Annotated in this window: 20 protein-coding genes and 1 tRNA gene; 14 read left to right on the top strand and 7 right to left on the bottom strand. The window is 69.0% G+C overall.

Annotated features, from left to right (window positions below; genetic code table 11):
* Window positions 1–79: 79 nt before the first annotated feature.
* Both dut and coaBC read right to left on the bottom strand, forming a co-directional pair.
* Window positions 80–547: a dUTP diphosphatase gene (gene dut, locus GBZ48_RS28270; protein WP_174474088.1), complete on the bottom strand. Its 468-nt coding sequence runs from the start codon at window positions 545–547 to the stop codon at window positions 80–82.
* Window positions 548–594: 47 nt separating this feature from the next.
* Window positions 595–1,830 (bottom strand): bifunctional phosphopantothenoylcysteine decarboxylase/phosphopantothenate--cysteine ligase CoaBC, encoded by a 1,236-nt coding sequence (gene coaBC / locus GBZ48_RS28275; protein WP_174474089.1) that lies wholly within the window; start codon window positions 1,828–1,830, stop codon window positions 595–597.
* A 222-nt stretch (window positions 1,831–2,052) separates the two neighbouring features.
* Between coaBC and GBZ48_RS28280 the strand changes: the two genes are divergently transcribed.
* Both GBZ48_RS28280 and GBZ48_RS28285 read left to right on the top strand, forming a co-directional pair.
* Window positions 2,053–3,471, top strand: coding sequence for a sigma-54-dependent transcriptional regulator (locus GBZ48_RS28280; protein WP_174474090.1), 1,419 nt, complete (start codon window positions 2,053–2,055; stop codon window positions 3,469–3,471).
* Window positions 3,472–3,807: 336 nt separating this feature from the next.
* Entirely contained in the window at window positions 3,808–4,017 is a 210-nt protein-coding gene (locus tag GBZ48_RS28285; protein ID WP_109152670.1) for a cold-shock protein, read from the top strand.
* 30 nt (window positions 4,018–4,047) lie between these two features.
* On the opposite strand, the gene GBZ48_RS28290 is transcribed toward GBZ48_RS28285, so the two are convergent.
* Window positions 4,048–4,920, bottom strand: a complete 873-nt coding sequence (locus GBZ48_RS28290) for a response regulator (protein ID WP_174474091.1) — start codon at window positions 4,918–4,920, stop codon at window positions 4,048–4,050.
* A 227-nt stretch (window positions 4,921–5,147) separates the two neighbouring features.
* Between GBZ48_RS28290 and trpB the strand changes: the two genes are divergently transcribed.
* From trpB to GBZ48_RS28310, 4 genes are all read left to right on the top strand, one after another.
* Window positions 5,148–6,365: a tryptophan synthase subunit beta gene (gene trpB, locus GBZ48_RS28295; protein ID WP_174474092.1), complete on the top strand. Its 1,218-nt coding sequence runs from the start codon at window positions 5,148–5,150 to the stop codon at window positions 6,363–6,365.
* An 8-nt stretch (window positions 6,366–6,373) separates the two neighbouring features.
* Window positions 6,374–7,222: a tryptophan synthase subunit alpha gene (gene trpA, locus GBZ48_RS28300; protein WP_174474093.1), complete on the top strand. Its 849-nt coding sequence runs from the start codon at window positions 6,374–6,376 to the stop codon at window positions 7,220–7,222.
* Window positions 7,223–7,377: 155 nt separating this feature from the next.
* Complete coding sequence (accD, locus tag GBZ48_RS28305; RefSeq protein WP_174474094.1) at window positions 7,378–8,412, top strand: acetyl-CoA carboxylase, carboxyltransferase subunit beta; 1,035 nt, start codon at window positions 7,378–7,380, stop codon at window positions 8,410–8,412.
* A 38-nt stretch (window positions 8,413–8,450) separates the two neighbouring features.
* Window positions 8,451–9,809 carry a bifunctional folylpolyglutamate synthase/dihydrofolate synthase gene (locus tag GBZ48_RS28310; protein ID WP_174474095.1) on the top strand — a complete coding sequence of 453 codons (1,359 nt, stop codon included), beginning with the start codon at window positions 8,451–8,453 and terminating at the stop codon, window positions 9,807–9,809.
* Window positions 9,810–9,982: 173 nt separating this feature from the next.
* Here GBZ48_RS28310 and GBZ48_RS28315 read toward each other — a convergent pair.
* Window positions 9,983–10,058: transfer RNA gene (locus GBZ48_RS28315), tRNA-Ala, on the bottom strand.
* A gap of 306 nt (window positions 10,059–10,364) precedes the next feature.
* Here GBZ48_RS28315 and GBZ48_RS28320 point away from each other — a divergent pair.
* From GBZ48_RS28320 to modD, 5 genes are read left to right on the top strand one after another with little or no spacing between them, the layout of a single operon-like run.
* On the top strand, window positions 10,365–10,649 hold the full coding sequence (locus tag GBZ48_RS28320; protein ID WP_174474096.1) for a YggT family protein: 285 nt from the start codon (window positions 10,365–10,367) through the stop codon (window positions 10,647–10,649).
* Between the two features lie 2 nt (window positions 10,650–10,651).
* Window positions 10,652–11,005 (top strand): DUF167 family protein, encoded by a 354-nt coding sequence (locus GBZ48_RS28325; protein ID WP_174474097.1) that lies wholly within the window; start codon window positions 10,652–10,654, stop codon window positions 11,003–11,005.
* Window position 11,006: 1 nt separating this feature from the next.
* Window positions 11,007–11,912 (top strand): bifunctional methylenetetrahydrofolate dehydrogenase/methenyltetrahydrofolate cyclohydrolase FolD, encoded by a 906-nt coding sequence (gene folD / locus GBZ48_RS28330; protein WP_174474098.1) that lies wholly within the window; start codon window positions 11,007–11,009, stop codon window positions 11,910–11,912.
* Complete coding sequence (locus GBZ48_RS28335; protein ID WP_109490515.1) at window positions 11,909–12,904, top strand: magnesium transporter CorA family protein; 996 nt, start codon at window positions 11,909–11,911, stop codon at window positions 12,902–12,904. Before folD ends, GBZ48_RS28335 begins: the two co-directional genes overlap by 4 nt.
* A 28-nt stretch (window positions 12,905–12,932) precedes the next feature.
* Window positions 12,933–13,763: a ModD protein gene (modD, locus tag GBZ48_RS28340; protein WP_174474099.1), complete on the top strand. Its 831-nt coding sequence runs from the start codon at window positions 12,933–12,935 to the stop codon at window positions 13,761–13,763.
* 322 nt (window positions 13,764–14,085) lie between these two features.
* Here the strand turns inward: modD and GBZ48_RS28345 are convergent, their stop codons facing one another.
* Entirely contained in the window at window positions 14,086–16,797 is a 2,712-nt protein-coding gene (locus tag GBZ48_RS28345) for a bifunctional acetate--CoA ligase family protein/GNAT family N-acetyltransferase (RefSeq protein WP_174474100.1), read from the bottom strand.
* A gap of 301 nt (window positions 16,798–17,098) precedes the next feature.
* On the opposite strand from GBZ48_RS28345, the gene GBZ48_RS28350 reads away from it, so the two are divergent.
* Window positions 17,099–18,049 (top strand): L-lactate dehydrogenase, encoded by a 951-nt coding sequence (locus GBZ48_RS28350; RefSeq protein ID WP_174474101.1) that lies wholly within the window; start codon window positions 17,099–17,101, stop codon window positions 18,047–18,049.
* A 2-nt stretch (window positions 18,050–18,051) separates the two neighbouring features.
* Here GBZ48_RS28350 and GBZ48_RS28355 read toward each other — a convergent pair whose 3' ends face one another.
* On the bottom strand, window positions 18,052–18,987 hold the full coding sequence (locus GBZ48_RS28355; protein ID WP_174474102.1) for a LysR family transcriptional regulator: 936 nt from the start codon (window positions 18,985–18,987) through the stop codon (window positions 18,052–18,054).
* 101 nt (window positions 18,988–19,088) lie between these two features.
* Between GBZ48_RS28355 and GBZ48_RS28360 the strand changes: the two genes are divergently transcribed.
* Window positions 19,089–20,156, top strand: a complete 1,068-nt coding sequence (locus tag GBZ48_RS28360; RefSeq protein ID WP_246307522.1) for an NAD(P)H-binding protein — start codon at window positions 19,089–19,091, stop codon at window positions 20,154–20,156.
* 26 nt (window positions 20,157–20,182) lie between these two features.
* Here GBZ48_RS28360 and ppa read toward each other — a convergent pair whose 3' ends face one another.
* The gene (gene ppa, locus GBZ48_RS28365; protein ID WP_109076049.1) at window positions 20,183–20,740 is read right to left on the bottom strand and encodes an inorganic diphosphatase; all 558 of its coding nucleotides are present in this window, start codon (window positions 20,738–20,740) and stop codon (window positions 20,183–20,185) included.
* 215 nt (window positions 20,741–20,955) lie between these two features.
* Between ppa and GBZ48_RS28370 the strand changes: the two genes are divergently transcribed.
* A complete protein-coding gene (locus GBZ48_RS28370) occupies window positions 20,956–22,716 on the top strand; it encodes an extracellular solute-binding protein (RefSeq protein WP_246307523.1) in 1,761 nt (586 codons plus the stop codon).
* Window positions 22,717–22,804 lie beyond the last annotated feature (88 nt).

The following is a 22,804-nucleotide window of genomic DNA, read 5'->3' on the forward strand; positions in this document are numbered from 1 at the left end:
TTTCTGTTCGTGGGCAGCGTTGGATGTGTATACGAGCCAGGGCGAAGTCGGGGGCGGATTTTAAGTCACGGGAAGGGCTTCAGGCCACGCCGGTGGACCCGAAGCCGCCGGTGCCGCGTGCGGTCTCGTCCAGCGAGGCGACTTCGACCAGCATCGCCTGGGGCGCCTCGGCGATCACCGCCTGGGCGATGCGGTCGCCGCGGGCGATGGTGAAGGGCTCCTCGCCCAGATTGATCAGGCAGACGCCGACCGGCCCGCGGTAGTCGCAATCGACGGTGCCCGGCGTGTTCAGCACGGTGACGCCGTTTTTCACCGCCAGCCCGGACCGCGGCCTGATCTGCATCTCCCACCCCGCCGGCAGCCCGACGGCGAAACCGGTCGGCACCAGCACCCGCCTGCCGGGCTCCAGCGTGACGGGGGCGTCCGCCGGCACCGCGGCGCGCAGGTCGAAGCCGGCGGCGCCATCGGTCGCATAGGAGGGCAGCGGCAGGTCGTCGTTGCCGGGCAGGCGGAGGAAGGCGACGGTGGGCGACAGGGTGGAAGACATGGAACGGTTCCTCGTGTTCGGATGGCGGGACGGGCGCCGGGTAGACGCTACTTCGCCTTGAAATCCTTGATGAAGTGTTCCGCCACCGCCTCGGCCAGCCGGGCGGCGACGGCGTCCTTGGCCATGGTGGGCCAGGACTCGACCCCGTCGGCACGGATCAGGTGGACGGTGTTGTCACCACCGCCGAAGGTGCCGGTGCCGGGGGAGACGTCGTTGGCGACGATCCAGTCGCAGCCCTTGCGGGCGCGCTTGGCGGTGGCATAGGCCAGCACGTCGCCGGTCTCCGCCGCGAAACCGACGACCAGGGCCGGGCGGCGGTCGCCGGGGCGGGACAGGGTGGCGAGGATGTCGGGGTTCTCGGTCAGCGCCAGGGCCGGCGGGCCGCCGCCATCCTTCTTCAGCTTGCGGTCGCCGACGCCGTCGACGCGCCAGTCCGCCACCGCGGCGGCGCAGACGGCGATGTCGGCCGGCAAGGCGGCCTCGCAGGCCGCCAGCATCTCGCGCGCCGTCTCGATATGGACGACGCTGCATCCGGCCGGGTCGGGCAGGCGGGTCGGGCCGCTGACCAGCGTCACCGCCGCCCCCAGCTTCGCCAGCGCCGCGGCGATGGCGTGGCCCTGCTTGCCGGACGAGCGGTTGGCGATGTAGCGCACCGGGTCGATCGGCTCGTGGGTCGGGCCGCTGGTGACGATGGCGCGGCGTCCGGCCAAAGGCCTATGGGCATCCTGCGCGAAGATGCCGGCGATGGCGTCGACGATCTCCATCGGCTCGGCCATGCGGCCCGGACCGAATTCGTTGCAGGCCATCACCCCGTCGTTGGGGCCGACGCGCAGCACGCCGCGGCTTTCCAGCAGGGCCATGTTGGCCTGGGTTGCGGCATGCTGCCACATCCGCACATTCATGGCGGGGGCGACCAGCACCGGCTTGTCGGTGGCCAGCAGCACGGTGGCGGCCAGATCGTCGGCCATGCCGGCGGCCATCCGCGCCAGCAGGTTGGCGGTGGCCGGCGCCACCACCAGCAGGTCGGCCTCGCGCGACAGGCGGATGTGGCCCATCTCCGACTCGTCGGTCAGCGACCACAGGTCGCGGTAGACGGTATCTTCGGTCAGCGCCTGTACCGACAACGGGGTGACGAAGCGGGCACCGGCCTCCGTCAGCACCGCCCGCACCGTCACGCCGCGCTCGCGCAGGCGGCGGATCAGCTCCAGGCTCTTGTAGGCGGCGATGCCGCCGGCGATGACCAGCAGAACGCGCTTGCCGGCCAGACTGGCGTGATCGGCCATGCGAACCCCCCTCTTTCCGACGCCCGTCATCCGGGGCCTCATGCCCGCTGCTGATAGTTCATCGCGCCGCCCCCGGCAAGCGGCGGGGCCGCGACAGATTCGGTCCGGTGGAGATTTCGATCCGTTCGTGGCCGCACCCATGCGCGTAGGGGTGGGATTTTCAGAATTATCTGTTAGACAATAGGCGCTGTCCCGTCCCTAGCTTCGCGTGTCGCACACAGCATGCCGCCAGGTTCCATCCCCGTCCTGCTGATCGAAGACACGCCCTCGCTGGCCCGTGTCTACGCGGAATACCTGAAAAAGGAATCCCACGCCGTCATCTCGGTTGAAACCGGGGCCGACGCGCTGGCGCAGCTGAACGACGGCGCGCCGATGGTGGTTCTGCTGGATTTGCAGCTGCCGGACATGAACGGGATGGAGGTGCTGAAACGCATCGACTCCCAGGCGCTGCCCTGCGCCGTTATCGTCATCACCGCCCACGGCTCGGTGAAGGCGGCGGTCGAGGCGATGCGCTACGGCGCCTACGATTTCCTGGTGAAGCCCTTCTCCGCCGACCGGCTGGTGGTGACGGTCCGCAACGCGATGGAGCGGCTGCGGCTGGCCCAGCTGGTCGACACCTTCGAGAAGGACCTGAACCGCGCCCGCTACCACGGCTTCATCGGCTCGTCGCTGGCGATGCAGGCGGTCTACCGCATCGTCGACAGCGCCGCGTCGTCGCGCGCCACCGTCTTCATCACCGGCGAATCCGGCACCGGCAAGGAGGTCTGCGCCGAGGCGATCCACCGCCAGAGCCAGCGGGCGTCCCGCCCTTTCATCGCCATCAACTGCGGCGCCATCCCGAAGGATCTCATGGAAAGCGAGATCTTCGGCCATGTGAAGGGCAGCTTCACCGGGGCGGTGTCCGACCGCGAGGGTGCGGCGGCGCGCGCCGACGGCGGCACTCTGTTCCTGGACGAGATCTGCGAGCTGGCGCCCGATCTCCAGACCAAGCTGCTGCGCTTCATCCAGACCGGCACCTTCACGCCCGTCGGCGGGTCGAAGCTGGAGAAGGTCGACCTGCGCATCGTCTGCGCCACCAACCGCGATCCCCTGCGCGAGGTGGAGGAGGGGCGGTTCCGCGAGGATCTCTATTACCGCCTGCACGTCATCCCCATCCATCTGCCGCCGCTGCGCGAGCGCGAGGACGACGTGCTGGAGATCGCCCGCCACTATCTGGCGGAGTTCGCCAAGGAGGAGAAGAAGGGCTTCACCCGCTTCTCGCCCCAGACCGAACATGCGCTGCGCCACTACCACTGGCCGGGCAACGTCCGCCAATTGCAGAATGTCGTGCGCATCGTCGCGGTCCTGCATGATGGCGACACCGTGACGCCCGAGATGCTGCCGCCGCCTCTCGGCACGCCGCAGCCTCTGCATGTCCCGGTGACCGCCGCAGCACCGGCCGGCGCCGCCGCAGCCCCGCGGCCCCATGTCCCGCTCTCCCCCGATGCCATCAAGCCGCTGTGGGAGGTCGAGAAGGATGCCATTGAGGACGCCATCGCGGCCTGTGACGGCAACATTCCGCGCGCCGCCGCCCTGCTGCAGATCAGCGCCTCCACGATCTACCGCAAGCGTCTGGCTTGGCAGGCCGAGGGGAAGCTGTAGCCTCGGCCGGCGACCGGATCGACACCTCAGTCCGGCTTCGATCTAACCCTTTATTTCGGCAAGAAAATCCGCTTCATGCCCGAAATCTGCCAAGAAACGGGCTAATACCCTTCGACAAAGCTCCGTCGCCTTGGTCGTAATTCCACTCCGGACTTGGCCGTCGTTAGTCCTATGCCGTGAGATGGAATTGCCCGCAACCACAGCATGCGGCTAGCCTCCCCGCACAATGTCTTGGTTCCGCTTGCCCGGCAGACCTCATGGCGCGGCCGATGCCGGCGATTCCGGACCAATCCGTTTTGCCAAAGACTTGTCTCGCAGTGACCAAAGGGGAGGCCCATGACCAACGGCACCGTAAAATGGTTCAACACCACCAAGGGGTACGGCTTCATCGCGCCGGAGGCCGGTTCGAAGGACGTGTTCGTGCACATCACCGCGGTTCAGCGCTCCGGCCTGCATGCCCTGTCGGAGGGCCAGCGTGTCCAGTTCGAGGTGGAACGCGGCAACAACGGCAAGGATTCCGCCGTGAACATCAGCGTCGTCGAGTGACGGGGCCGCGCTGAGTCGGACCGGATACAGTCAGACCGGATACCCGGCGGCGCGGTAGGCCGCGATGGCGTCCCCGGCCAGCCGGGGAATCTCGCCGCGCAGCCTCTCCACCGTGTCCGCCGACCCGTCCCCATCCGTTTGTTCTGCCCCCTCCCGCTCCGCCAGGGATGCCCGGCACGCCATCTCCAGCGCGCGGGCGGCGCTGCACAGGGTGCTGGCGCCGAAGGTCCCGGCGGTGCTTTTCAGCGTGTGCGCCTCGCGCGTCAGGACGGCGCGGTCGGTCTCCCCGGCGATGCGCGTCACCCGTTCGCGGGTCTCCTCCACGAACTGCCGCAGCACGTCGGCCAGCAGATCCGCATCCAGATCCTGCGCCAGCTGGGCCAGCACCTCGCGGTCCAGCACCTCGCCCGCCGCCGCCGGTGCTGACGACGCGCAGAGGCCGAAGCCGGCCGGCATGTCGGGCGCCGCCGATGGCTGCACCGTCGAGGCCCGCAGCCATTTCTCCACCGTCTCCAGCAGCTGTGCCCGGTCGACCGGCTTGGCGACATGGTCGTTCATGCCGGCATTCTGGCAGCGGACGCGGTCGGCCTCGTCGGTGTCGGCGGTCATGGCCACCACCGGCACCCGGCCGGCCGGCCCCGGCAGATCGCGCAGCAGGCGGGTGGCGGTCAGCCCGTCCATCTCCGGCATCGACAGGTCCATCAGGATCAGGTCGTAGCCGCCGGCCTGCGCCGCCATCACCGCCTCCAGCCCGTTGTTGGCGGTGTCGGCGCGGTGTCCGGCCTGCGCCAGGATGGCGGTGACCAGCATCTGGTTCAGCGGACTGTCCTCCACCACCAGAATCCGGCAGGGCGCCGGCTGACCGTCCGTGGGGAGAAGCGACGGCGGCGTCCGCTCAGTCATCGCAAGCATGCTCCGCAATGAGGAAGGTGCCAGTGTATAGGGCGCGGCCTTGCCGCTGCAAAGCCCCGCTCCATGTATGCGGACGGGTGGTATTCACGGAGATCCGCCGTCCGGTGCTTCAAATCGGCGCGTCCCGCCGGTATGGTGTCGCGCTTGGCCGGTGTCCGGACCCGATGCCGCCCACCTGACAAACAGCTTCCCTTCGACTTCAGGCAGTGCCGCAGACGATGACCAAACTGAACACCTACCGCTCCGGTCCCGACGAGCGCGGGCATTTCGGAATCTTTGGCGGCCGCTTCGTCGCCGAGACGCTGATGCCCCTGATCCTGGAAGTCGAGAAGGCCTATCGCGAGGCGCGCGCCGATCCCGCCTTCGAGGGGGAGATGCGCCAGCAGCTGAAGCAGTATGTCGGCCGGCCCAACCCGCTCTATTACGCGGAACGCCTGACCGAACAGCTGGGCGGCGCCAAGATCTACTTCAAGCGCGAGGAGCTGAACCACACCGGCGCGCACAAGATCAACAACTGCATCGGCCAGATCCTGCTGGCCCGGCGCATGGGCAAGACCCGCATCATCGCCGAGACGGGCGCCGGCCAGCATGGCGTGGCGACCGCGACGGTCTGCGCGCTCTACAACATGCCCTGCGTCATCTACATGGGCGAGACCGACATCGCCCGCCAGCAGCCCAACGTCTTCCGCATGAAGCTGCTCGGCGCCGAGGTCCGGCCGGTGACGTCGGGCAGCGGCACGCTGAAGGACGCGATGAACGAGGCGTTGCGCGACTGGGTTACCAACGTCTCCGACACCTTCTACATCATCGGCACCGCCGCCGGCCCGCACCCCTATCCCGCCATGGTCCGCGACTTCCAGTCGGTGATCGGCGACGAGGTGCGCACCCAGATGCAGGAGCTGGAAGGCCGCCTGCCCGACAGCCTGGTCGCCTGCGTCGGCGGCGGGTCCAACGCCATCGGCCTGTTCCATCCCTTCCTCGACGATCCCTCGGTGCAGATGATCGGCGTCGAGGCCGCCGGCCGCGGCATCGAGAAGGGGCCGCTCGACCATGCCGCCTCGATCAACGGCGGCCGTCCCGGCGTGCTGCACGGCAACCGCACCTACCTGCTGCAGGACGAGGACGGCCAGATCCTCGAAGGCCACTCGATCTCCGCCGGCCTCGACTATCCCGGCATCGGGCCGGAGCACAGCTGGCTGCATGACGTGGGCCGCGTCGAATACGCCTATGCCACCGACCAGGAGGCGCTGGACGCCTTCCAGCTCTGCGCCCGCACCGAGGGCATCATTCCGGCGCTGGAGTCCGCCCACGGCCTTGCCGAGGTGATCAAGCGCGCACCGAAACTGCCCAAGGACCACCTGATGGTGCTGTGCCTGTCGGGCCGCGGCGACAAGGACATCTTCTCCGTCGCCAAGCATCTGGGAGTGGAACTGTGAGTGCCGTCATGAAGAGCGTGGACGTCCTGGCCGACGGCCGCATCGCCCGCCGTTTTGCCGCGCTGAAGGCGGAGGGCCGCGCCGGCCTGGTCACCTTCATCACCGCCGGCGACCCCGATCCCGTCGTGTCTCAGGCGGTGCTGAACGGCCTGCCGGCCGCCGGCGCCGACCTGATCGAGCTGGGCATGCCCTTCACCGATCCGATGGCCGACGGCCCGGCGATCCAAGCCTCCTCGCTGCGCGCGCTGAAGGCCGGGATGACGGTGCGCAGGACGCTGGAGATGGTCCGCGGCTTCCGCAAGCAGGACGCCGACACCCCGATCATCCTGATGGGCTATTTCAACCCGATCCACGCCTATGGGGTGGAGCCCTTCCTGGCCGCGGCGCGCGAGGCCGGGGTCGACGGCCTGATCGTCGTCGACCTGCCGCCGGAAGAGGACGAGGAGCTGTGCCTGCCGGCGGTGAAGGCCGGCGTCAGCTTCGTTCGCCTGACGACGCCGACCACCGACGAGGCGCGCATGCCGGCCGTGATGCGCAACACCTCGGGCTTCGTCTATTACGTGTCGATCGCCGGCATCACCGGCACCGCCAGCGCCTCGAACACCGCCATCGACGCGGCGGTCGCCCGGCTGAAGCGCCACACCGACCTGCCGGTCGCCGTCGGCTTCGGCATCAAGACGCCGGACCAGGCCGCCGAGGTCGCCCGCGTCGCCGATGCCGCCGTGGTCGGCTCCGCCATCGTCACCCGTCTGGCCGACGGACTCGACGTGTCCGGCGGCGTCAAGCCGGGTACGGTCGAGGACGTTCTGGGCTTCGTCGGCGAGCTGGCCAAGGGCGTGCGCGCGGCGCGGGGCTGAGGGACGGACGGTTTACAACGACGGCAAACCGCTTTACGACACCTGCAACACGATCGCTCATGGCGACGACCGGCTGAAGAGCCCGGTGCGGCACGGACCCGATGTCCGGCCGCCGCCGGGCTTCGGCGTACCGCCATGTCGTTGAAAGGCGTTCCATGAACTGGCTTACCAACTACGTCCGTCCCAAGATCCGCGCGCTCTATGCCCGCAAGGAAGTGCCCGACAACCTCTGGCACAAGTGCCCGAGCTGCGAGTCGATGCTGTTCCACCGCGAGCTGGAAGAGAACCTGCACGTCTGCCAGCATTGCGGCTTCCACATGCGGCTCGACCCGGTCAAGCGGCTGGAGACGATGTTCGACGACGGCGCCTATGAGGGTGTCGAGCTGCCGAAGTCGGTCGCCGACCCGCTCAAGTTCCGCGATCAGAAGCGCTACACCGACCGCCTGAAGGAAGCCCAGACCAAGACCGGCCGCACCGACGCCATCGTCGTCGGCGAGGGCCGCATCGGCGGCCATGCCGCCGTGGTCGCCGCCTTCGACTTCGGCTTCATGGGCGGGTCGATGGGCATCGCCGTCGGCGAAGGGCTGTTGACCGCCGCCCGTCTGGCGGTGGCGAAGAACGCCCCGCTGATCGTCGTTCCGGCCTCGGGCGGCGCCCGCATGCAGGAAGGCATCCTGTCGCTGATGCAGATGCCGCGCACCACCATCGCGGTGGAGATGGTCAAGGAAGCCGGCCTGCCCTACATCGTGGTGCTGACCGACCCGACCACCGGCGGCGTCACCGCCAGCTTCGCCATGCTGGGCGACATCCACATCGCCGAGAAGGGCGCGCAGATCGGCTTCGCCGGCGCCCGCGTGATCGAGAGCACGATCCGCGAGACCCTGCCGGAAGGCTTCCAGCGGTCCGAATATCTGCTGGAGCACGGCATGGTCGACATGGTCGTCCATCGCCGGGACCTGCGCCCGACGCTGGTCCGCACCATCGGCCTGCTGATGACCCCGCGGATCGACGCGGTGGTCGAGGATCTCGACCTGACCGCCGCCCAGGGTGCTGTCCAGGGCGTCGGCGGTGAACCGGCCCAGCTGCCCCAGGGGACGGTGGCCCAGCCGGGCACGCCGCTGCCGCCTGCCACCCAGGCGACCGCGGCCCAGCCGGCCTCCACGGCGGAGCCGGTCCAGGCCGGCGACTGACCGGCAACACCCCCGCGACCATCCGACCAGAGACGATCATGAGCGACGCCCCCACCCCGCTGGCCAACCCGTCCGCAAGGCTGGCGGCGACCCGTTCCGATCCGGTGCTGGATCGGTTGAAGGGGCTTCACCCCAAGGTCATCGACCTGTCGCTGGACCGGGTGCACCGTCTGCTGGCGGCGCTGGACCATCCGGAGCGGAAGCTGCCGCCGGTGGTCCATGTCGCCGGCACCAACGGCAAGGGATCGACGGTCGCCTTCCTGCGCGCGATGCTGGAGGCGGCCGGCCACCGCGTCCATGTCTACACCTCACCGCATCTGGTCCGCTTCCACGAGCGCATCCGGCTGGGCGGGCCTCAGGGCGGGCGCCTGATCGACGACGATCATCTGGCCGCCCTGCTGGAGGAGTGCGAGGTCGCCAATGCCGGCAACCCCATCACCTTCTTCGAGGTGACGACGGTCGCGGCCTTCCTCGCCTTCTCCCGCGTGCCGGCCGACGTGGTGCTGCTGGAGACCGGCCTGGGCGGGCGGCTGGACGCCACCAATGTGGTGGACCGGCCGGCGGTGACGGCGATCACCCGCATCTCCTACGATCATCGCCAGTTCCTGGGCGACTCGCTGCTGGAGATCGCCAGCGAGAAGGCCGGCATCTTCAAGCCCGGCGTTCCGGTGGTCCTGGCGCCGCAGCCGGAAGCCGACGCGCTGAAGGCGCTGAATCTCCGCGCCAACGCCATCGCCGCGCCGATCCAGAGCTGGTCGGTCGAGGAGCGTCCGGACGGTTTCCGTTTCGAGAGCGCCAAACGGCGGCTCGACCTGCCGATGCCTGGACTGGCCGGCGCCCACCAGATCACCAATGCCGGCGTCGCCATCGCCTGTCTCGACCATCTGCCGCTGGCGGTGGACGACGAGGCGGTGCGCCGCGGCCTCGCCGGCGTCGAATGGCCGGCCCGCCTGCAACGGCTGACCCGCGGCCCGCTGGCCGAGAGCCTTCCTGCGGGGTGGGAGCTGTGGCTGGACGGCGGCCACAACGATTCGGCGGGCGAGGTTCTGGCCCGGCAGGCGGTCGACTGGTCGCGCGGGCAATCGAATGGCGGCGCGGCCCTGCCGCTGCTGCTGATCTACGGCATGCTGTCCAGCAAGGATCCATTCGAGTTCCTTGGGCCCCTGGCCCCCTTCACCCACTCCCTGCGCGCGGTGGCGATCCCCGGCGAGGAAGCCAGCTTCACCGCCGAGGAATCCTGCGAGACCGCCAATCTCTGCGGCATCCGCGACCACGCCGCCGCCGACGGGGTGGACGCCGCCCTGGCCGATCTGGTGGCTGGCCGGCAGAGCCCGGCGCGCGTGCTGATCTGCGGCTCGCTCTACCTTGCCGGGACGGTGCTGGCGGAGAACGGGTAACGCCCTCTGGTTTTTCTGTTTTTCCGATTGCCCTCGCCGGCGGACCGTCGCGTCCGCCGGCAAAGTCTGCTGACCGCACAAGATCCAAAACGAAAAAGCGGGCCAGATGCCGTTCCCAGCAACGCCCGCTGACCTTCTACCGACTTGTCTCACCCTTCCAGGGAAGGGGAAAATGGTGGAGCCGAGGAGGATCGAACTCCCGACCTACGCATTGCGAACGCGTCGCTCTCCCAGCTGAGCTACGGCCCCACACTCACACCGTTGCGTCTTCGTCGCCCCGGCGTGGCGCGGATATTGTCCATCGCGGGGGGTGCTGTCAAGCGCTTGATTCAGAAAAAATGACGTGTGCGTGCGATGATGTGGGAGAGGGCTCGGGATGGGGTGCCGGGCGGGGCATAGGGCGGCCGATCCGCCGCAGGCCGGCCGGCCGGTCGGCGGGCCGCCGTACTGGACAGGCCTCTCCGCTTATGCTTAGGGTGCCCGGAAAAGGCTGGCGCCCGCTGCGCAACCCTCTGCGCGCGGCCGTCGCAAAAACCGCACTGGAGCTGGCCCGGCATGATCGCGCTGTATTTGCTCATCAACACCATCCTCGACCTGTTCTTCTGGGTCCTGATCCTGTCGGCGATCCTCAGCTGGCTGGTGGCGTTCAACATCGTGAACACGCGCAACCGCGCGGTCTACCTGATCGGCGATTTCCTGTACCGCGTCACCGAGCCGGTGCTGCGCCCGATCCGCCGCGTCCTGCCCAACCTGGGCGGGCTGGACCTGTCGCCCATCGTCGTGCTGCTGGCGATCTCCTTCATCCAGAACCTGATGGCCCAATACTGGCCGCGCTTCTGACCGTGGCGTCCTCCTCTCCCTTCGAGGCGGTGGCCGACGGGCTGCGGGTGGCGCTGCGGGTGACGCCCAAGGCGTCGCGCAACGCGGTGACCGGCACGGCCGATGCGGTCGATGCGAAGGGGGAGGGGAAACGGGTGCTCAAGCTGGCGGTCACGGCGGTGCCGGAAAACGGCAAGGCGAACGAGGCCGTCATAAAACTGTTGTCGAAGGCATGGAAACTGCCCAAGACCAGCCTGACCGTGGTGGCCGGCGCCACCGACCGGAACAAGATTTTGCATGTGGCGGGCGACCCGGCGGCATTGCTGGCGCGGCTGTCGCCCCTGATCGACGATGTGGGCAGCGAGGGTGGAGAGTAGCATGGCGGACGCGAAGATCATCGACGGCAAGGCCTTTGCGGCCGGCCTGCGTGCGCGGGTGGCGGATGGCGTGGCGGCGTTGAAGGCCAGCCACGGCGTCACCCCCGGTCTGGCCGTCGTGCTGGTGGGCGAGGATGCGGCCAGCCAGGTCTATGTCCGCTCCAAGGAGCGGGCGCTGGTCGAGCTGGGCATGAACAGCTTCGACCATCACGAGCCGGCCGACATGGCCGAAGCCGACCTGCTGGCGCTGATCGACCGCCTGAACGCCGACCCGGCCGTGCATGGCATCCTGGTCCAGCTGCCGCTGCCCAGGCACATCGACAGCCAGAAGGTGCTGGCCCGCATCGTCCCGGAAAAGGACGCCGACGGCTTCCATGTCGTCAATGCCGGCCTGCTCGCCACCGGCCAGCCGGGCGCCATCGTGCCCTGCACGCCGCTGGGCAGTCTGCTACTGATCCGCGACACGCTGGGCCGCGACCTGAAGGGCAAGCGGGCGCTGGTGCTCGGCCGCTCCAACATCGTCGGCAAGCCGATGGCGCAGTTGCTGCTGCAAGCCGACTGCACGGTGACGATGGCCCATTCCCGCACCGCGGATCTGCCCGACGAATGCCGCCGCGCCGACATCCTGGTGGCGGCGGTCGGCCGGCCGGAGATGGTGCGCGGCGACTGGATCAAGCCGGGCGCCACCGTGATCGATGTCGGCATCAACCGCGTCGCCGCGGCGGAAGCGGGCAAGACCCGGCTGGTCGGCGACGTCGCCTTTGACGAGGCGGTGACGGTCGCCGGCGCCATCACGCCGGTTCCCGGCGGCGTCGGCCCGATGACCATCGCCTGCCTGATGCTGAACACGCTGGCCGCGGCCTGCCGCGCCGCCGGCGCGCCGGTGCCGGAAGAGGCTGCCCTTTGATCACCGTCCATGCCCGTGCCGAAGACGGGCGGGTGGTGCGCCAGCCGCTGGAACTCGGCGAGCCTTTGCCGGGCGGTGCCGTCTGGATCGACCTTCTGCGTCCGACCGAAGCGGAGCGCGCCCATGTCGGCGCGCTGACCGGCTGCGACCTGCCGACGCGCGAGGAGATGAAGGAGATCGAGGCCTCCAGCCAGCTCTATGTCGAGGGGGAGGGGATCTACATGACCTCTCCCATCATCTCGCGCGCCACCTCGCCCCATCCCGAGCAGGGCGAGCTGACCTTCGTGCTGACCCCGCGCCACCTCATCACGCTGCGCTACACTGAACCGCTGCCGGTCATCACCTTCGCCGCCCGTTGCGTCCGCCAGCCGGAACTGCTGGCGACGGGGGAAAGCGCGCTGTTCGGGCTGCTGGACGCGGTGATCGACCGGGTCGCCGACGTGCTGGAGCTGGTCGGCGGCCGCATCGACGAGCTGTCGGCCCGGGTCTTCGACGATTCGCTGGACGGCGGCGGCTTCGGCAAGGCGGCCAAGAAGCCGGACGAGCTGCAGGACGTGCTGCGCGGCATCGGTCGGGCCGGCGACCTGACCCACAAGGTGCGCGACAGCCTGGCCGGCCTCGACCGGCTGGTGGTGTTCATGACCTCGGTCAGCGGCGGGCGGTTGAACAAGGACCAGAAGACCGCGCTGAAGACGATGACGCGCGACCTGCGGTCCCTGACCGAACATGCCGGCTTCCTGGCGCACGAGGCGAACTTCCTGCTCGACGCCACGCTGGGCCTGATCAACATCGAACAGAACGCCATCATCAAGATCTTCTCGGTCGTCTCGGTGGCGCTGATGCCGCCGACGCTGATCGCGTCCGCCTATGGCATGAACTTCAAGCACATGCCGGAACTGGACTGGGAGTTCGGCTACCCCATGGCCATCCTGCTGATGGTGCTGTCGGCGGTGGTCCCGCTCTGGTACTTCCGCCGGCGCGGCTGGCTGTAAACCCACCTTCAACAGGGAAATCCCGCCGATGACGACCATCCTGCCCGACGCCGCCCTCGACGCGCTTCTGGCGCAGGATGTTCCCTACGGCGACCTGACCACCGGCGCGCTCGGCATCGCCGCCCGTCATGCCCGCATGAGCTTCGCCGCCCGCGGCGCCATGGTGCTGGCCGGGACGGAGGAGGCGGCCCGTCTGGTTGAGAGGGTCGGCGGCCGGGTCCTGCGCGTCGAGCCCAGCGGCACCGCCGTCGAGGCCGGAGCGCTCTTCCTCGAGGCGGACGGCCCGGCCGGTGCGCTGCACCATGCCTGGAAGGTGGCGCAGACGCTGGTCGAATACGCCTCCGGCATCGCCACCCGCGCCCGCCGCATCGTCGAGGCGGCTCCCGGCGTGACCGTCGCCTGCACCCGCAAGAACTTCCCCGGTGCCAAGGATCTCAGCGTCAAGGCAGTGCAGGCGGGCGGGGCGGTGATGCACCGGCTGGGCCTGTCGGAAACGCTGCTGGTCTTCCCCGAACACCGCGCCTTCCTGAGTGACGCTCCGGAGGCCTGGATCGCCGCGCTGCGCCGCAAGGCCCCGGAAAAGAAGATCGTGGTGGAGGTCGGGTCGATGGAGGAGGCCGTGGTCTTCGCAAAGGCCGGCGCCGACGTGATCCAACTGGAAAAGCTGCCGCCCGCCGCCGCCCGCGCGGTGATCGAGGCGACAAGGCACCTGACCCCGCCGCCGGTGGTGGCCCCGGCCGGCGGCGTGACCGAGGCGAACGCCGCCGCCTATGCCGCGGCCGGCTGCCGCCTGCTGATCACCTCGGCCCCCTTCTTCGGCCAGCCCGCCGACGTGAAGGTGCTGTTGGGACCGGCGTAACGGCGAAGGCTGCGACAGCGAGCCGCAATCCCTGGAATTCCTGATTTTGCGAGTGAAAGCGCTTTCGCAATACCTATGCGTGCGCCACAGTGACGGCGCGGACGGGATGGCGGACTGGCCGCCATCCCCGCCGCTTACGAGGAGTGAAGAGGATGAAGGAAATCCTCCAACTCCTGATCCTGGCGTTGGAGATCGTCAAGCGCTTGCTTGATCTCTTCAGCTAGCATCGGGCTGGCGGACAGGGGGGCGGAATCCCCCTGCCCGCCAAGCCTGATATTGCCCCATCCGTGCCTTTAGTCAACCGCCGGTATGGAAGCGACGCTTACGCCGCCAGCCCGCCGCCCAGTTCGATGCGGACCTCCACCACGCCGGGCTCGTCCAGGTTCTCCTTGCGGACGAAACCCAGCGCGCGGCACATGTTCAGCATGTTGGTGTTCTCGCGCAGAACCTCGCCATAGACCTCCTTGATGCCGCGCGAGCGGGCGTAATCGAGGATCTTGTTCATCATGATATAGCCCAGCCCCTGGCCCTTCATGTCGGACCGCACCATCACCGCATATTCGGCGCGGCGGTTGTCGGGGTCGGCGGTGATGCGCACCACGCCATACATGATGGTGTCGCCGGTCTGCGGGTCGGGGCCGACGGCGATCAGCCCCATCTCGCGGTCATAGTCGATCTGGGTCAGCCGCGCCGCCGCCTGGTGCGACAGCCGTTTCAGCGGGGCGAAGAAGCGCAGGCGCAGGTCTTCCGCCGTCTGGTTCTCCACCAGATGATGCACCAGCGGCTCGTCCTCCGGCAGGATCGGGCGGACGAAGAACTGGCGGCCGTCCTTGATGGTGATGCGGTCTTCCAGCGACTTCGGATAGGGGCGGATCGCCAGCCTTGCCGCCCCGGCCAGGGCCGGCACGCCGACCTTGATGCGGGCGTCCAGCGCCGTCACGCCGTCGGCGTCGGCCAGCAGCGGGTTGATGTCCATCTCCGCGATCTCGGGGAAATCGACGACCAGCTGGCTGACCTTGTTCAGCGTCAGCGCCACCGCGTCCAGATCGACCGCCGCCCGCGAGCGGTAGCCCTGGAGCTGGCGGTGGATGCGGGTGCGGCTCATCTGTTCGGCCGCCAGCTTCATGTTCAGCGGCGGCAGGGCCAGCGCGTAATCCTCCACCACCTCGACGCCGATGCCGCCCTCGCCGAACAGCAGGACCGGGCCGAACATCTCGTTCTCGGTCATGCCGACGATCAGCTCGTAGGCATCGGGGCGGACAGCCATCTCCTGCACGGTGAAGCCTTCGATCTTCGCTTCCGGCGCAAGTTCGGCGACGCGGGCCAGCATCGCCTCGGCCTCCGCCTTCACGTCCTCCGGGCTGGTCAGGCCGAGAGCGACGCCGCCGACGTCCGACTTGTGGGTGATGTCGTGCGACAGGATCTTCAGCGCGATCGGCCCGCCGATGACGCGGGCGGCGGCGGCGGCCTCCTCCGGCGTCTGGGCAACGCGGGTGTCGACCACCGGGATGCCGTAGGCGGCCAGAACGCGCTTGGCCTCATACTCGCTCAGCCATTCGCGCTTCTCGGCCATGGCGCGGGAGATCACCTTCTTCACGGTGATCTCGTCGGGCTGGAAATCCTCGGCCACCGACGGCGGGGTCTCCATCAGAAGCTGCTGGCTGCGGCGGTAGCGCACCAGATGCATGAAGGCGCGCACCGCGTCGGACGGGCCGCTGTAGGTCGGGATGCGGGCCTCGGCGAACAGCTTGCGCGCCTCCACCGCCGACTGGTCGCCGATCCAGCTGGTCAGCACCGGATGGCGGCGCGCCTTGTTGGCCTGCACCGTCTCCGCCACCGCCTGGGCGATGGCCTCGCTGTCGGTCAGGGCGGACGGGCAGTGCAGGACCAGCACGGCGTCGTTGCCGGTGTCCTGCATCAGCGCGTTCAGCGCCTCGGCATAGCGCTTGGGCGTGGCATCGGCGCCGATGCGCAGCGGGTTGCGGAAGGGGGCGCCGCCAGGCTGCCCCCCGCCCGGCTGCGGACCCAGCGCCTTGGCCAGCGCCTCCTGCGTCTCGGGCGCCATGGCGGCGAGCCGGCCGCCGGCCTGGATCAGCTTGTCGGTGGCCATCACCCCCATGCCGCCGCCGTTGGTCAGGATCGCCAGCCGGTCGCCGGTGATCGGCACCCCGGTGCCCAGCGTGCCGGCGGCGTCGAACAGCTCGGCCAGATCGTTGACCCGCAGCACGCCGGCCCGGCGGAACACCGCGTCATAGACGGCGTCGGACACCGCCAGGGCGCCTGTGTGGCTGGCCGCGGCCTCCTGCGCCTCGTCCGAGCGGCCGGCCTTGATGACGATCACCGGCTTCTGGCGCGAGGCGGAGCGGGCGGCCGACATGAATTTGCGGGCATGCGTGATGCTCTCGATATAGAGCAGGATGGCGCGCACGGTGACGTCGGAGGCCAGATAGTCCAGCAGATCGCCGAAATCGACGTCGCCGCGGTCGCCCAGCGACACCAGATGCGAGAAGCCGATCCCGCGCGAGGTCGCCCAGTCGGCGACCGAGGTCAGCACCATCGAGCTTTGCGCCACCAGCGCCACGTCGCCCTTGCGCGGCGCCACCGGCGCGAAGCTGGCGTTCATGCCGCGGCCGGGCACCATGGCGCCCAGGCTGTTCGGGCCCAGCACCCGCATCAGATAGGGCTTGGCTGTGTCCAGCATCGTCTGGGTCTGGTCGGCCGACATGCCCTTGGTCATGACGATGGCGGCCTTGGTCCCGCGCTTGCCCAGCGCGTCGATGGTCGCCGCCACCGTGTCCGGGGCGGTGCAGATGACTCCCAGGTCCGGCGTGATCGGCAGGCTGTCCACCGTCTTGTAGGTCAGCACCCCTTCCACCGCGCGCTCGGTCGGGTTGACCGGCATCACCGGCCCGTCGAAGCCGGCCTGGAACAGGTTGCGGGCCACCACCGCCCCCACCGTGCCGGGTTTGCGGCTGGCGCCGATCAGGGCGATGGAGGCGGGCTTGAACAGCTTGTCGAGGTTGCGAACGGTCATGACCGGATCCGGTGCTGGATTATGGCGCCGGCCCCCAGTCTGCCACGGGATGCCGACGGTTTTGATGACGAACAGCGCAGGCCCGGACTTTCATCCCTGCCATTTGCTGCGGCGCAACATTACGGGCTGGTATGACCATTGGGCAAGGGGGCGTTTCGTCGCGCCCATTGAAAACAATGCGGGGGGAAAACGGGAAAGGATTGAAAACAAGAGGGAGTTGTCGTGTTGCGCCTTGCGGCGAGGGACGACCGCCCGCAAGCTGTGATGGTCCGTACGCCAACTTGCGCAAGGGAGCCTGTTCATGAAGGTCGGAATCGTCGGGGCGGGGTTCGTCGGCAGCACCGCCGCCTTCGCCATGGTGACCACCGGTGCGGCCAGCGAGGTCGTGCTGGTCGACATGAACGAGGCTCTGGCCCAGGCCCAGGCCCAGGACATCGCCCATGCCGTGCCCTTCACCCATGCCGTCACCGTCCGCGCCGGCTCCTACGCCGCACTGGAAGGGGCGGGGGTGGTCGTGCTGTCGGCCGGCGTCGCCCAGAAGCCGGGCGAAACCCGGCTGGAACTGCTGGAACGCAACGCCAAGGTGTTCGGCGCCATCATTCCGGAGGTGCTGAAGGCGGCCCCCGACGCCGTGCTGCTGGTCGCCAGCAACCCGGTCGACGTGATGACGCAGATCGCCACCCGCATCAGCGGCCTCTCCCGCAACCGGGTCATCGGCTCCGGCACCGTGCTGGACACCGCGCGCTTCCGCGCCCTGCTGGCCGAACAGCTGGCGGTGACGCCGCGCTCCGTCCACGCCCATGTGGTGGGCGAGCATGGCGATTCGGAGGTTCTGCTGTGGTCGAGCGCCACCGTCGCCGGCTTGTCCGTCGAGCAGGCCGCCGCCCAGCTCCGCCGCAGCCTGACGGCGGACGACCGCGCCGCCATCGACGAGGGCGTGCGCCGCGCCGCCTACCGCATCATCAACGGCAAGGGTCACACCGCCTTCGGCATCGGCGGCGGGCTGGCCCGGCTGGTCTCGGCCATCGGCGCCGACGAACGGATGGTGGCGACCTGCGCCATGCTGACCGACGATGTCTGCGGCGTGCCGCAGATCGTGCTGTCGCTGCCGCGCGTCATCGGCGCCGGCGGCGTGGTGGAGACGATCCTGCCCAACCTGTCGGCGGAGGAGGAGACGGCGCTCCGCCGCAGCGCCGAAATCCTGAAGGAGGCCGCCGACGGCGTCGAACGCCGGATGGGCTGGACCGGTTGACGCTACCCGGCATGGCCTGTTGATACGTGATCCCTCAGTCCCGCCGCCAGCCCGTCGAAGACGGCGCGGCAGCGGGGGGTGGAGCGCAGATCCTCGTGCATGGCGACCCACATGCCCATCGGCATGTCGAAGACCTCGGCCAGCAGCCTGACCAGTTCGGGATTGCGCCGCGCCAGCGGAACCTGGCAGATGCCGATGCCGAACCCGGCCTCGATGGCCGACAGTTGGGCCAGATGGCTGTCGGACCGCAGGGCGAAGCGGGGCAGGGTGAGGCCCGGCGCCCGCCGCATCATGGCACGGATGTCGGGCGTCTCGCGGTCGAAGCCGATCAGGCTGTGGCGGCCGAGATCCTCCAGCCTCTCCGGACTGCCGTGGCGGTCGAGATAGTCGCGGCGGGCGTACATGCCGAGCGCGATGACGCCGATCCGCCGCACCAGCAGCGCCTGCTGGTCCGGCTCCACCATCCGCACCGCAACATCGGCGTCGCGTTGCAGCAGATCGTCGACGGCGTTCGACAGCACCAGTTCGATTTCCAATGCTGGATGGCGTTCGCGCAGGTCCGCCAGGATCGCCGGCAGGATGCGGGCGCCCACCACCTCGCTGGCGGTGATCCGCACCGTGCCGCGCACCTCCGCCCCGCACCCCTTCCCGCCATGGCCCGACGCCCCATAGCCCGACGCCGTACGCCACAGGCTGGCCGCCGCGGCGTCCAGCGCCTCCGCCTGCGGTTTCAGCGCCAGCGCCGCGTCGGTCGGGTCCAGCCCGCGCGGCGAGCGCACGAACAGCGAGCCGCCGACCGCCTCCTCCAGCGCCGCGACGTGGCGGGCCAGTGTTGGTTGTGTCAACCCCAGGGCACGCGCCGCCGCCGACAGCGACCCCTCGCGGATCACGGCCAGGAAGCTGCGGTAAAGGTCCCAACTGGGCGGCGGCTGGTTCATCGATTTGAGTATAGCGGTTAGTCGCAGTTCGACAATTCCGTTCAGCTGTCCGTCGGGCCCATCCTGTCCTCGTCACCAAGTGGAAGGCGATGGAGGCGGCGATGACAGGACATCTGACCGGCATGCAGGCGACCGGTAAGGATAGGATCGCTCTGGTTCTGGGAGCGACCGGCGGGATCGGCGGCGAACTGGCGCGGGCGCTGGCGGCGCGCGGTTGGACCGTGCGCGGCCTGCGCCGCAAGCCGGCCGAGCAATCACAGTCGCAGCCGCAGCCGGACGGCATCGAATGGGTGGTCGGCGACGCGATGAACGCCGCCGACGTGGCGGCAGCGGCCGAAGGGGCGGCGCTGATCGTCCATGCGGTGAATCCGCCCGGCTACAAGGATTGGGACCGGTTGGTTCTACCCATGGTCGACAACAGCATCGCCGCGGCCTGCGCGAACCGCGCCCGCATCCTGCTGCCCGGCACCGTCTACAATTACGGCCCCGACGCCTTCCCGCTGATCCCGGAAACCGCGGCGCAGAACCCGCTGACCCGCAAGGGAGCCATCCGGGTGGAGATGGAGCGCCGCCTGCACCGCGCGGTGCAGCAGGGGGCGAGGCTGTTGATCCTGCGCTGCGGCGACTTCTTCGGACCCAAGGCCGGCAACAGTTGGTTCAACCAGGGCCTGCTGACGCCCGGCAAGCCGCCGACCCGCATCAACCAGCCCGGCCGGCCGGGGATCGGCCATCAATGGGCCTATCTGCCCGACGTGGCGGAAACGGCGATGCGCCTGCTCGACCGCGAGGCGGAGCTGGGTGACGATGCGATGTTCCACATGGACGGCCATTGGGATGCCGATGGAAGCCAGATGGCCGCGGCCATCGCCCGCGCGCTGGGCTCGCCCGGCCTGCCGGTGCGGCGGATGCCCTGGTGGCTGCTGCGGCTGGCCGGCGTGGCGGTGCCGCTGTTCCGCGAACTCGGCGAGATGCGCTATCTCTGGCAACGCCCGGTGCGGCTGGACAACCGCCGCCTGCGGGCCTTCCTGGGCGAGGAACCGCACACGCCGCTGGAGTTTGCGGTGCGCCGGACCCTTGAAGGGCTGGGGCATCTCCCCGCTCAGCCGGCGGACATGCCGGAGGCGGGGAGATACAGTCCTGACCTTGCGATCTCAAGCCGACAAGGCTGAGGCCGCAAGGTTCAAACCATCGACCCTCAGACCACCGGACCCGGAGTGCCCTTGTTGGCTTCCAGGGCGCGGGCGAGGCCTTCCTCGATCTTCTTGGCGGCCTCTTCGGCATTGCCCCAGCCGCGGACCTTCACCCACTTGTTCTTTTCGAGGTCCTTGTAGTGCTCGAAGAAGTGGGCGATCTGCTCGGTCACGATGGCCGGCAGGTCGGTGTAGTTCTTCACGTCGGTGTAGAACGGGTGCAGCTTGTCGACCGGAACGGCCAGCAGCTTCTCGTCCTCGCCGGCCTCGTCCTCCATGTACAGGACGCCGATGGGACGCGAGCGCAGGACCGCGCCCGGGACGACGCCGTGCTGGCCGACGACGCAGACGTCCACCGGGTCGCCGTCACCCGACAGGGTGTGCGGGATGAAACCGTAGTTGCAGGGATAGAACATCGCGGTGTGCAGGAAGCGGTCGACGAACACGGCGCCCGAGTCCTTGTCGACCTCGTACTTCACCGGCTGGCCGCCGATCGGAATCTCGATGACGACGTTCACGTCCCAGGGCACATTCTTGCCCGCGGCGAGCTTGCTCAGATCCATGTATCGCGTTCCTTCGACTGGCGTATTCAGGGCACGTTCTTGTTTTGGCGCCGATGCCCGGTCCGGCGCCACGCGGGGCGGGAGTTTAGGCGGAACGCACCCTGAGTCCAAGGAACTTGCGCGGGCTCTTGCGCAGGTGCGGCAAAGCGGCAACCCTGCCGGTCATGCCCCGTCCTATCCTCCTTCCGATCATCCTTCTTTTCACTCTTCCGGCCATGCTGGCGCCCCATCCGGCTTCGGCGGACTCGCCGCATCACGGCATCGCCATGCATGGCGATCTGGCCTTGCCGCCGGACTTCACCGCCCTTCCCTACGTCAACCCGGCGGCACCCAAGGGCGGGACCATCCGGCAGGCGGTGACCGGCAGCTTCGACAGCCTGCACCCGCACATCGTCAGGGGCGTGCCGGCGCTGGGCATGGGCTATGTCTTCGAGACGCTGCTGACGCGCTCGTGGGACGAACCCTTCTCGCTCTACGGGCTGCTGGCCGACCGGGTCGAGGTGGCGGACGACCGCTCCGCCGTCACCTTCCACATCGACCCGAAGGCGCGCTGGCAGGACGGCACGCCGCTGACCGCCGCCGACGTGCTGTTCTCGCTGGAGGTGCAGCGACGGGACGGCACCCCCAACCGCCGCCTGTTCTACGCCAAGGTCACGGCGGCCGAGGCGCCCGACCCGCAGACCGTCCGCTTCGCCTTCGCCCCCAACCCCGACGGCAGCATCGACCGCGAGATGCCGTTGCTGATGGGGTTGATGCCGATCCACTCCAAAGCCTTCTGGGCAGGGCGCGATTTCAGCCGGACGACACTGGAGCCGATCCTGGGCAGTGGCCCCTACCGCGTCGCCTCCGTCGATCCCGGCCGCCGCATCGTCTATGAGCGGGTCCGCGACTATTGGGGCCGCGACCTGCCGGTCCGTGTTGGGCAGTTCAATGCCGACCGGCTGGAGTTCGACTATTACCGCGACGATTCGGTGGCGCTGGAAGCCTTCAAGGCGGGGCAGGGAGACGTTCGTTACGAAAGCGATCCGGCAAAATGGGCCACCGGCTACGACGGACCCGCCTTGCGTGACGGCCGCATCGTCCGGGAGGAACTGCCCAACCACCGCCCCGAGCCGGCGCGCGGCCTGATCTTCAACACCCGCCGCCCCCTCTTCGCCGATGTCCGGGTCCGCCAGGCGCTCGGGATGGCGCCGGATTTCGACTGGATCGGCCGCAGCCTGTTCCACGGCCTGCTGACCCGCACCGCCAGCTACTATCCCAACTCCGAGCTTGCCGCCCAGGGCCTGCCGCAGGGTGAGGAATTGCAGGCGCTCACGCCCTTCCGCGACCGCCTGCCGCCCGATCTCTTCACCAAGCCCTTCACCCTGCCCGACAACGGGACCGGCGGCGGCAATGGCGGCCTGCGCGCCAACCGGCGCGAGGCGCTGCGGCTGCTGGAGCAGGCCGGCTGGCGGGTGCGCGACGGCCGGCTGACCGACGATGCCGGAAACCGTTTCGCCTTCGAAATCCTGCTGTCCGATCCGTCGGAGGAGCGGGTGGCGCTGGAGTTCGCCCGCTCGCTGGAGCCGCTGGGGATCGCGGCCCGCGTCCGCACGGTGGACAGCGCCCAGTTCCAGGCCCGGCTGGAGCGTTTCGATTTCGATATGACCATGCGCTGGTGGGCGTCCAGCCTGTCGCCGGGCAACGAGCAGCTCTATTATTACGGATCCGATGCGGCCGGACAGGAGGGTAGTCGCAACCTTGCCGGCATCCGCGACCCGGTGGTCGATGCGCTGGCCCGCTCCATCGCCGCCGCCACCACGCGCGACGCCCTGGTCGGCCGGGTGCGGGCGCTCGACCGTGTCCTGCTGTGGGGACACTACATGGTGCCGCTCTATCACAGCCCGGTCGACCGCATCGCCCGCTGGGCGACCCTGCACCGTCCCGCCGTCACCCCGCTCTACGGTCCGATGCTGGAAAGCTGGTGGGTGGAATAGCGGACGGGACAATGAAAACGGCAGGCGGCTTCCCTTGCGCTCTCCCTCGCCGCACCGCATCATCGCGGCAAAGACAACGTCGGTAACG

The organism is Azospirillum melinis, assembly GCF_013340935.1.
Taxonomy (GTDB): domain Bacteria; phylum Pseudomonadota; class Alphaproteobacteria; order Azospirillales; family Azospirillaceae; genus Azospirillum; species Azospirillum melinis.

Bases quoted from the DNA above. Each gene is read 5' to 3' on its own strand.
- GBZ48_RS28285 (WP_109152670.1), top strand. From the start codon at position 3,808: ATGACCAACGGCACCGTAAAATGGTTCAACACCACCAAGGGGTACGGC.
- GBZ48_RS28370 (WP_246307523.1), top strand. From the start codon at position 20,956: ATGCTGGCGCCCCATCCGGCTTCGGCGGACTCGCCGCATCACGGCATC.
- accD (WP_174474094.1), top strand. From the start codon at position 7,378: ATGAACTGGCTTACCAACTACGTCCGTCCCAAGATCCGCGCGCTCTAT.
- modD (WP_174474099.1), top strand. From the start codon at position 12,933: ATGACGACCATCCTGCCCGACGCCGCCCTCGACGCGCTTCTGGCGCAG.
- trpA (WP_174474093.1), top strand. From the start codon at position 6,374: ATGAAGAGCGTGGACGTCCTGGCCGACGGCCGCATCGCCCGCCGTTTT.
- GBZ48_RS28290 (WP_174474091.1), bottom strand. From the start codon at position 4,920: ATGACTGAGCGGACGCCGCCGTCGCTTCTCCCCACGGACGGTCAGCCG.
- ppa (WP_109076049.1), bottom strand. From the start codon at position 20,740: ATGGATCTGAGCAAGCTCGCCGCGGGCAAGAATGTGCCCTGGGACGTG.
- GBZ48_RS28350 (WP_174474101.1), top strand. From the start codon at position 17,099: ATGAAGGTCGGAATCGTCGGGGCGGGGTTCGTCGGCAGCACCGCCGCC.
- GBZ48_RS28280 (WP_174474090.1), top strand. From the start codon at position 2,053: ATGCCGCCAGGTTCCATCCCCGTCCTGCTGATCGAAGACACGCCCTCG.
- coaBC (WP_174474089.1), bottom strand. From the start codon at position 1,830: ATGGCCGATCACGCCAGTCTGGCCGGCAAGCGCGTTCTGCTGGTCATC.
- GBZ48_RS28360 (WP_246307522.1), top strand. From the start codon at position 19,089: ATGACAGGACATCTGACCGGCATGCAGGCGACCGGTAAGGATAGGATC.
- GBZ48_RS28345 (WP_174474100.1), bottom strand. From the start codon at position 16,797: ATGACCGTTCGCAACCTCGACAAGCTGTTCAAGCCCGCCTCCATCGCC.
- GBZ48_RS28355 (WP_174474102.1), bottom strand. From the start codon at position 18,987: ATGAACCAGCCGCCGCCCAGTTGGGACCTTTACCGCAGCTTCCTGGCC.
- trpB (WP_174474092.1), top strand. From the start codon at position 5,148: ATGACCAAACTGAACACCTACCGCTCCGGTCCCGACGAGCGCGGGCAT.
- folD (WP_174474098.1), top strand. From the start codon at position 11,007: ATGGCGGACGCGAAGATCATCGACGGCAAGGCCTTTGCGGCCGGCCTG.
- dut (WP_174474088.1), bottom strand. From the start codon at position 547: ATGTCTTCCACCCTGTCGCCCACCGTCGCCTTCCTCCGCCTGCCCGGC.
- GBZ48_RS28310 (WP_174474095.1), top strand. From the start codon at position 8,451: ATGAGCGACGCCCCCACCCCGCTGGCCAACCCGTCCGCAAGGCTGGCG.
- GBZ48_RS28320 (WP_174474096.1), top strand. From the start codon at position 10,365: ATGATCGCGCTGTATTTGCTCATCAACACCATCCTCGACCTGTTCTTC.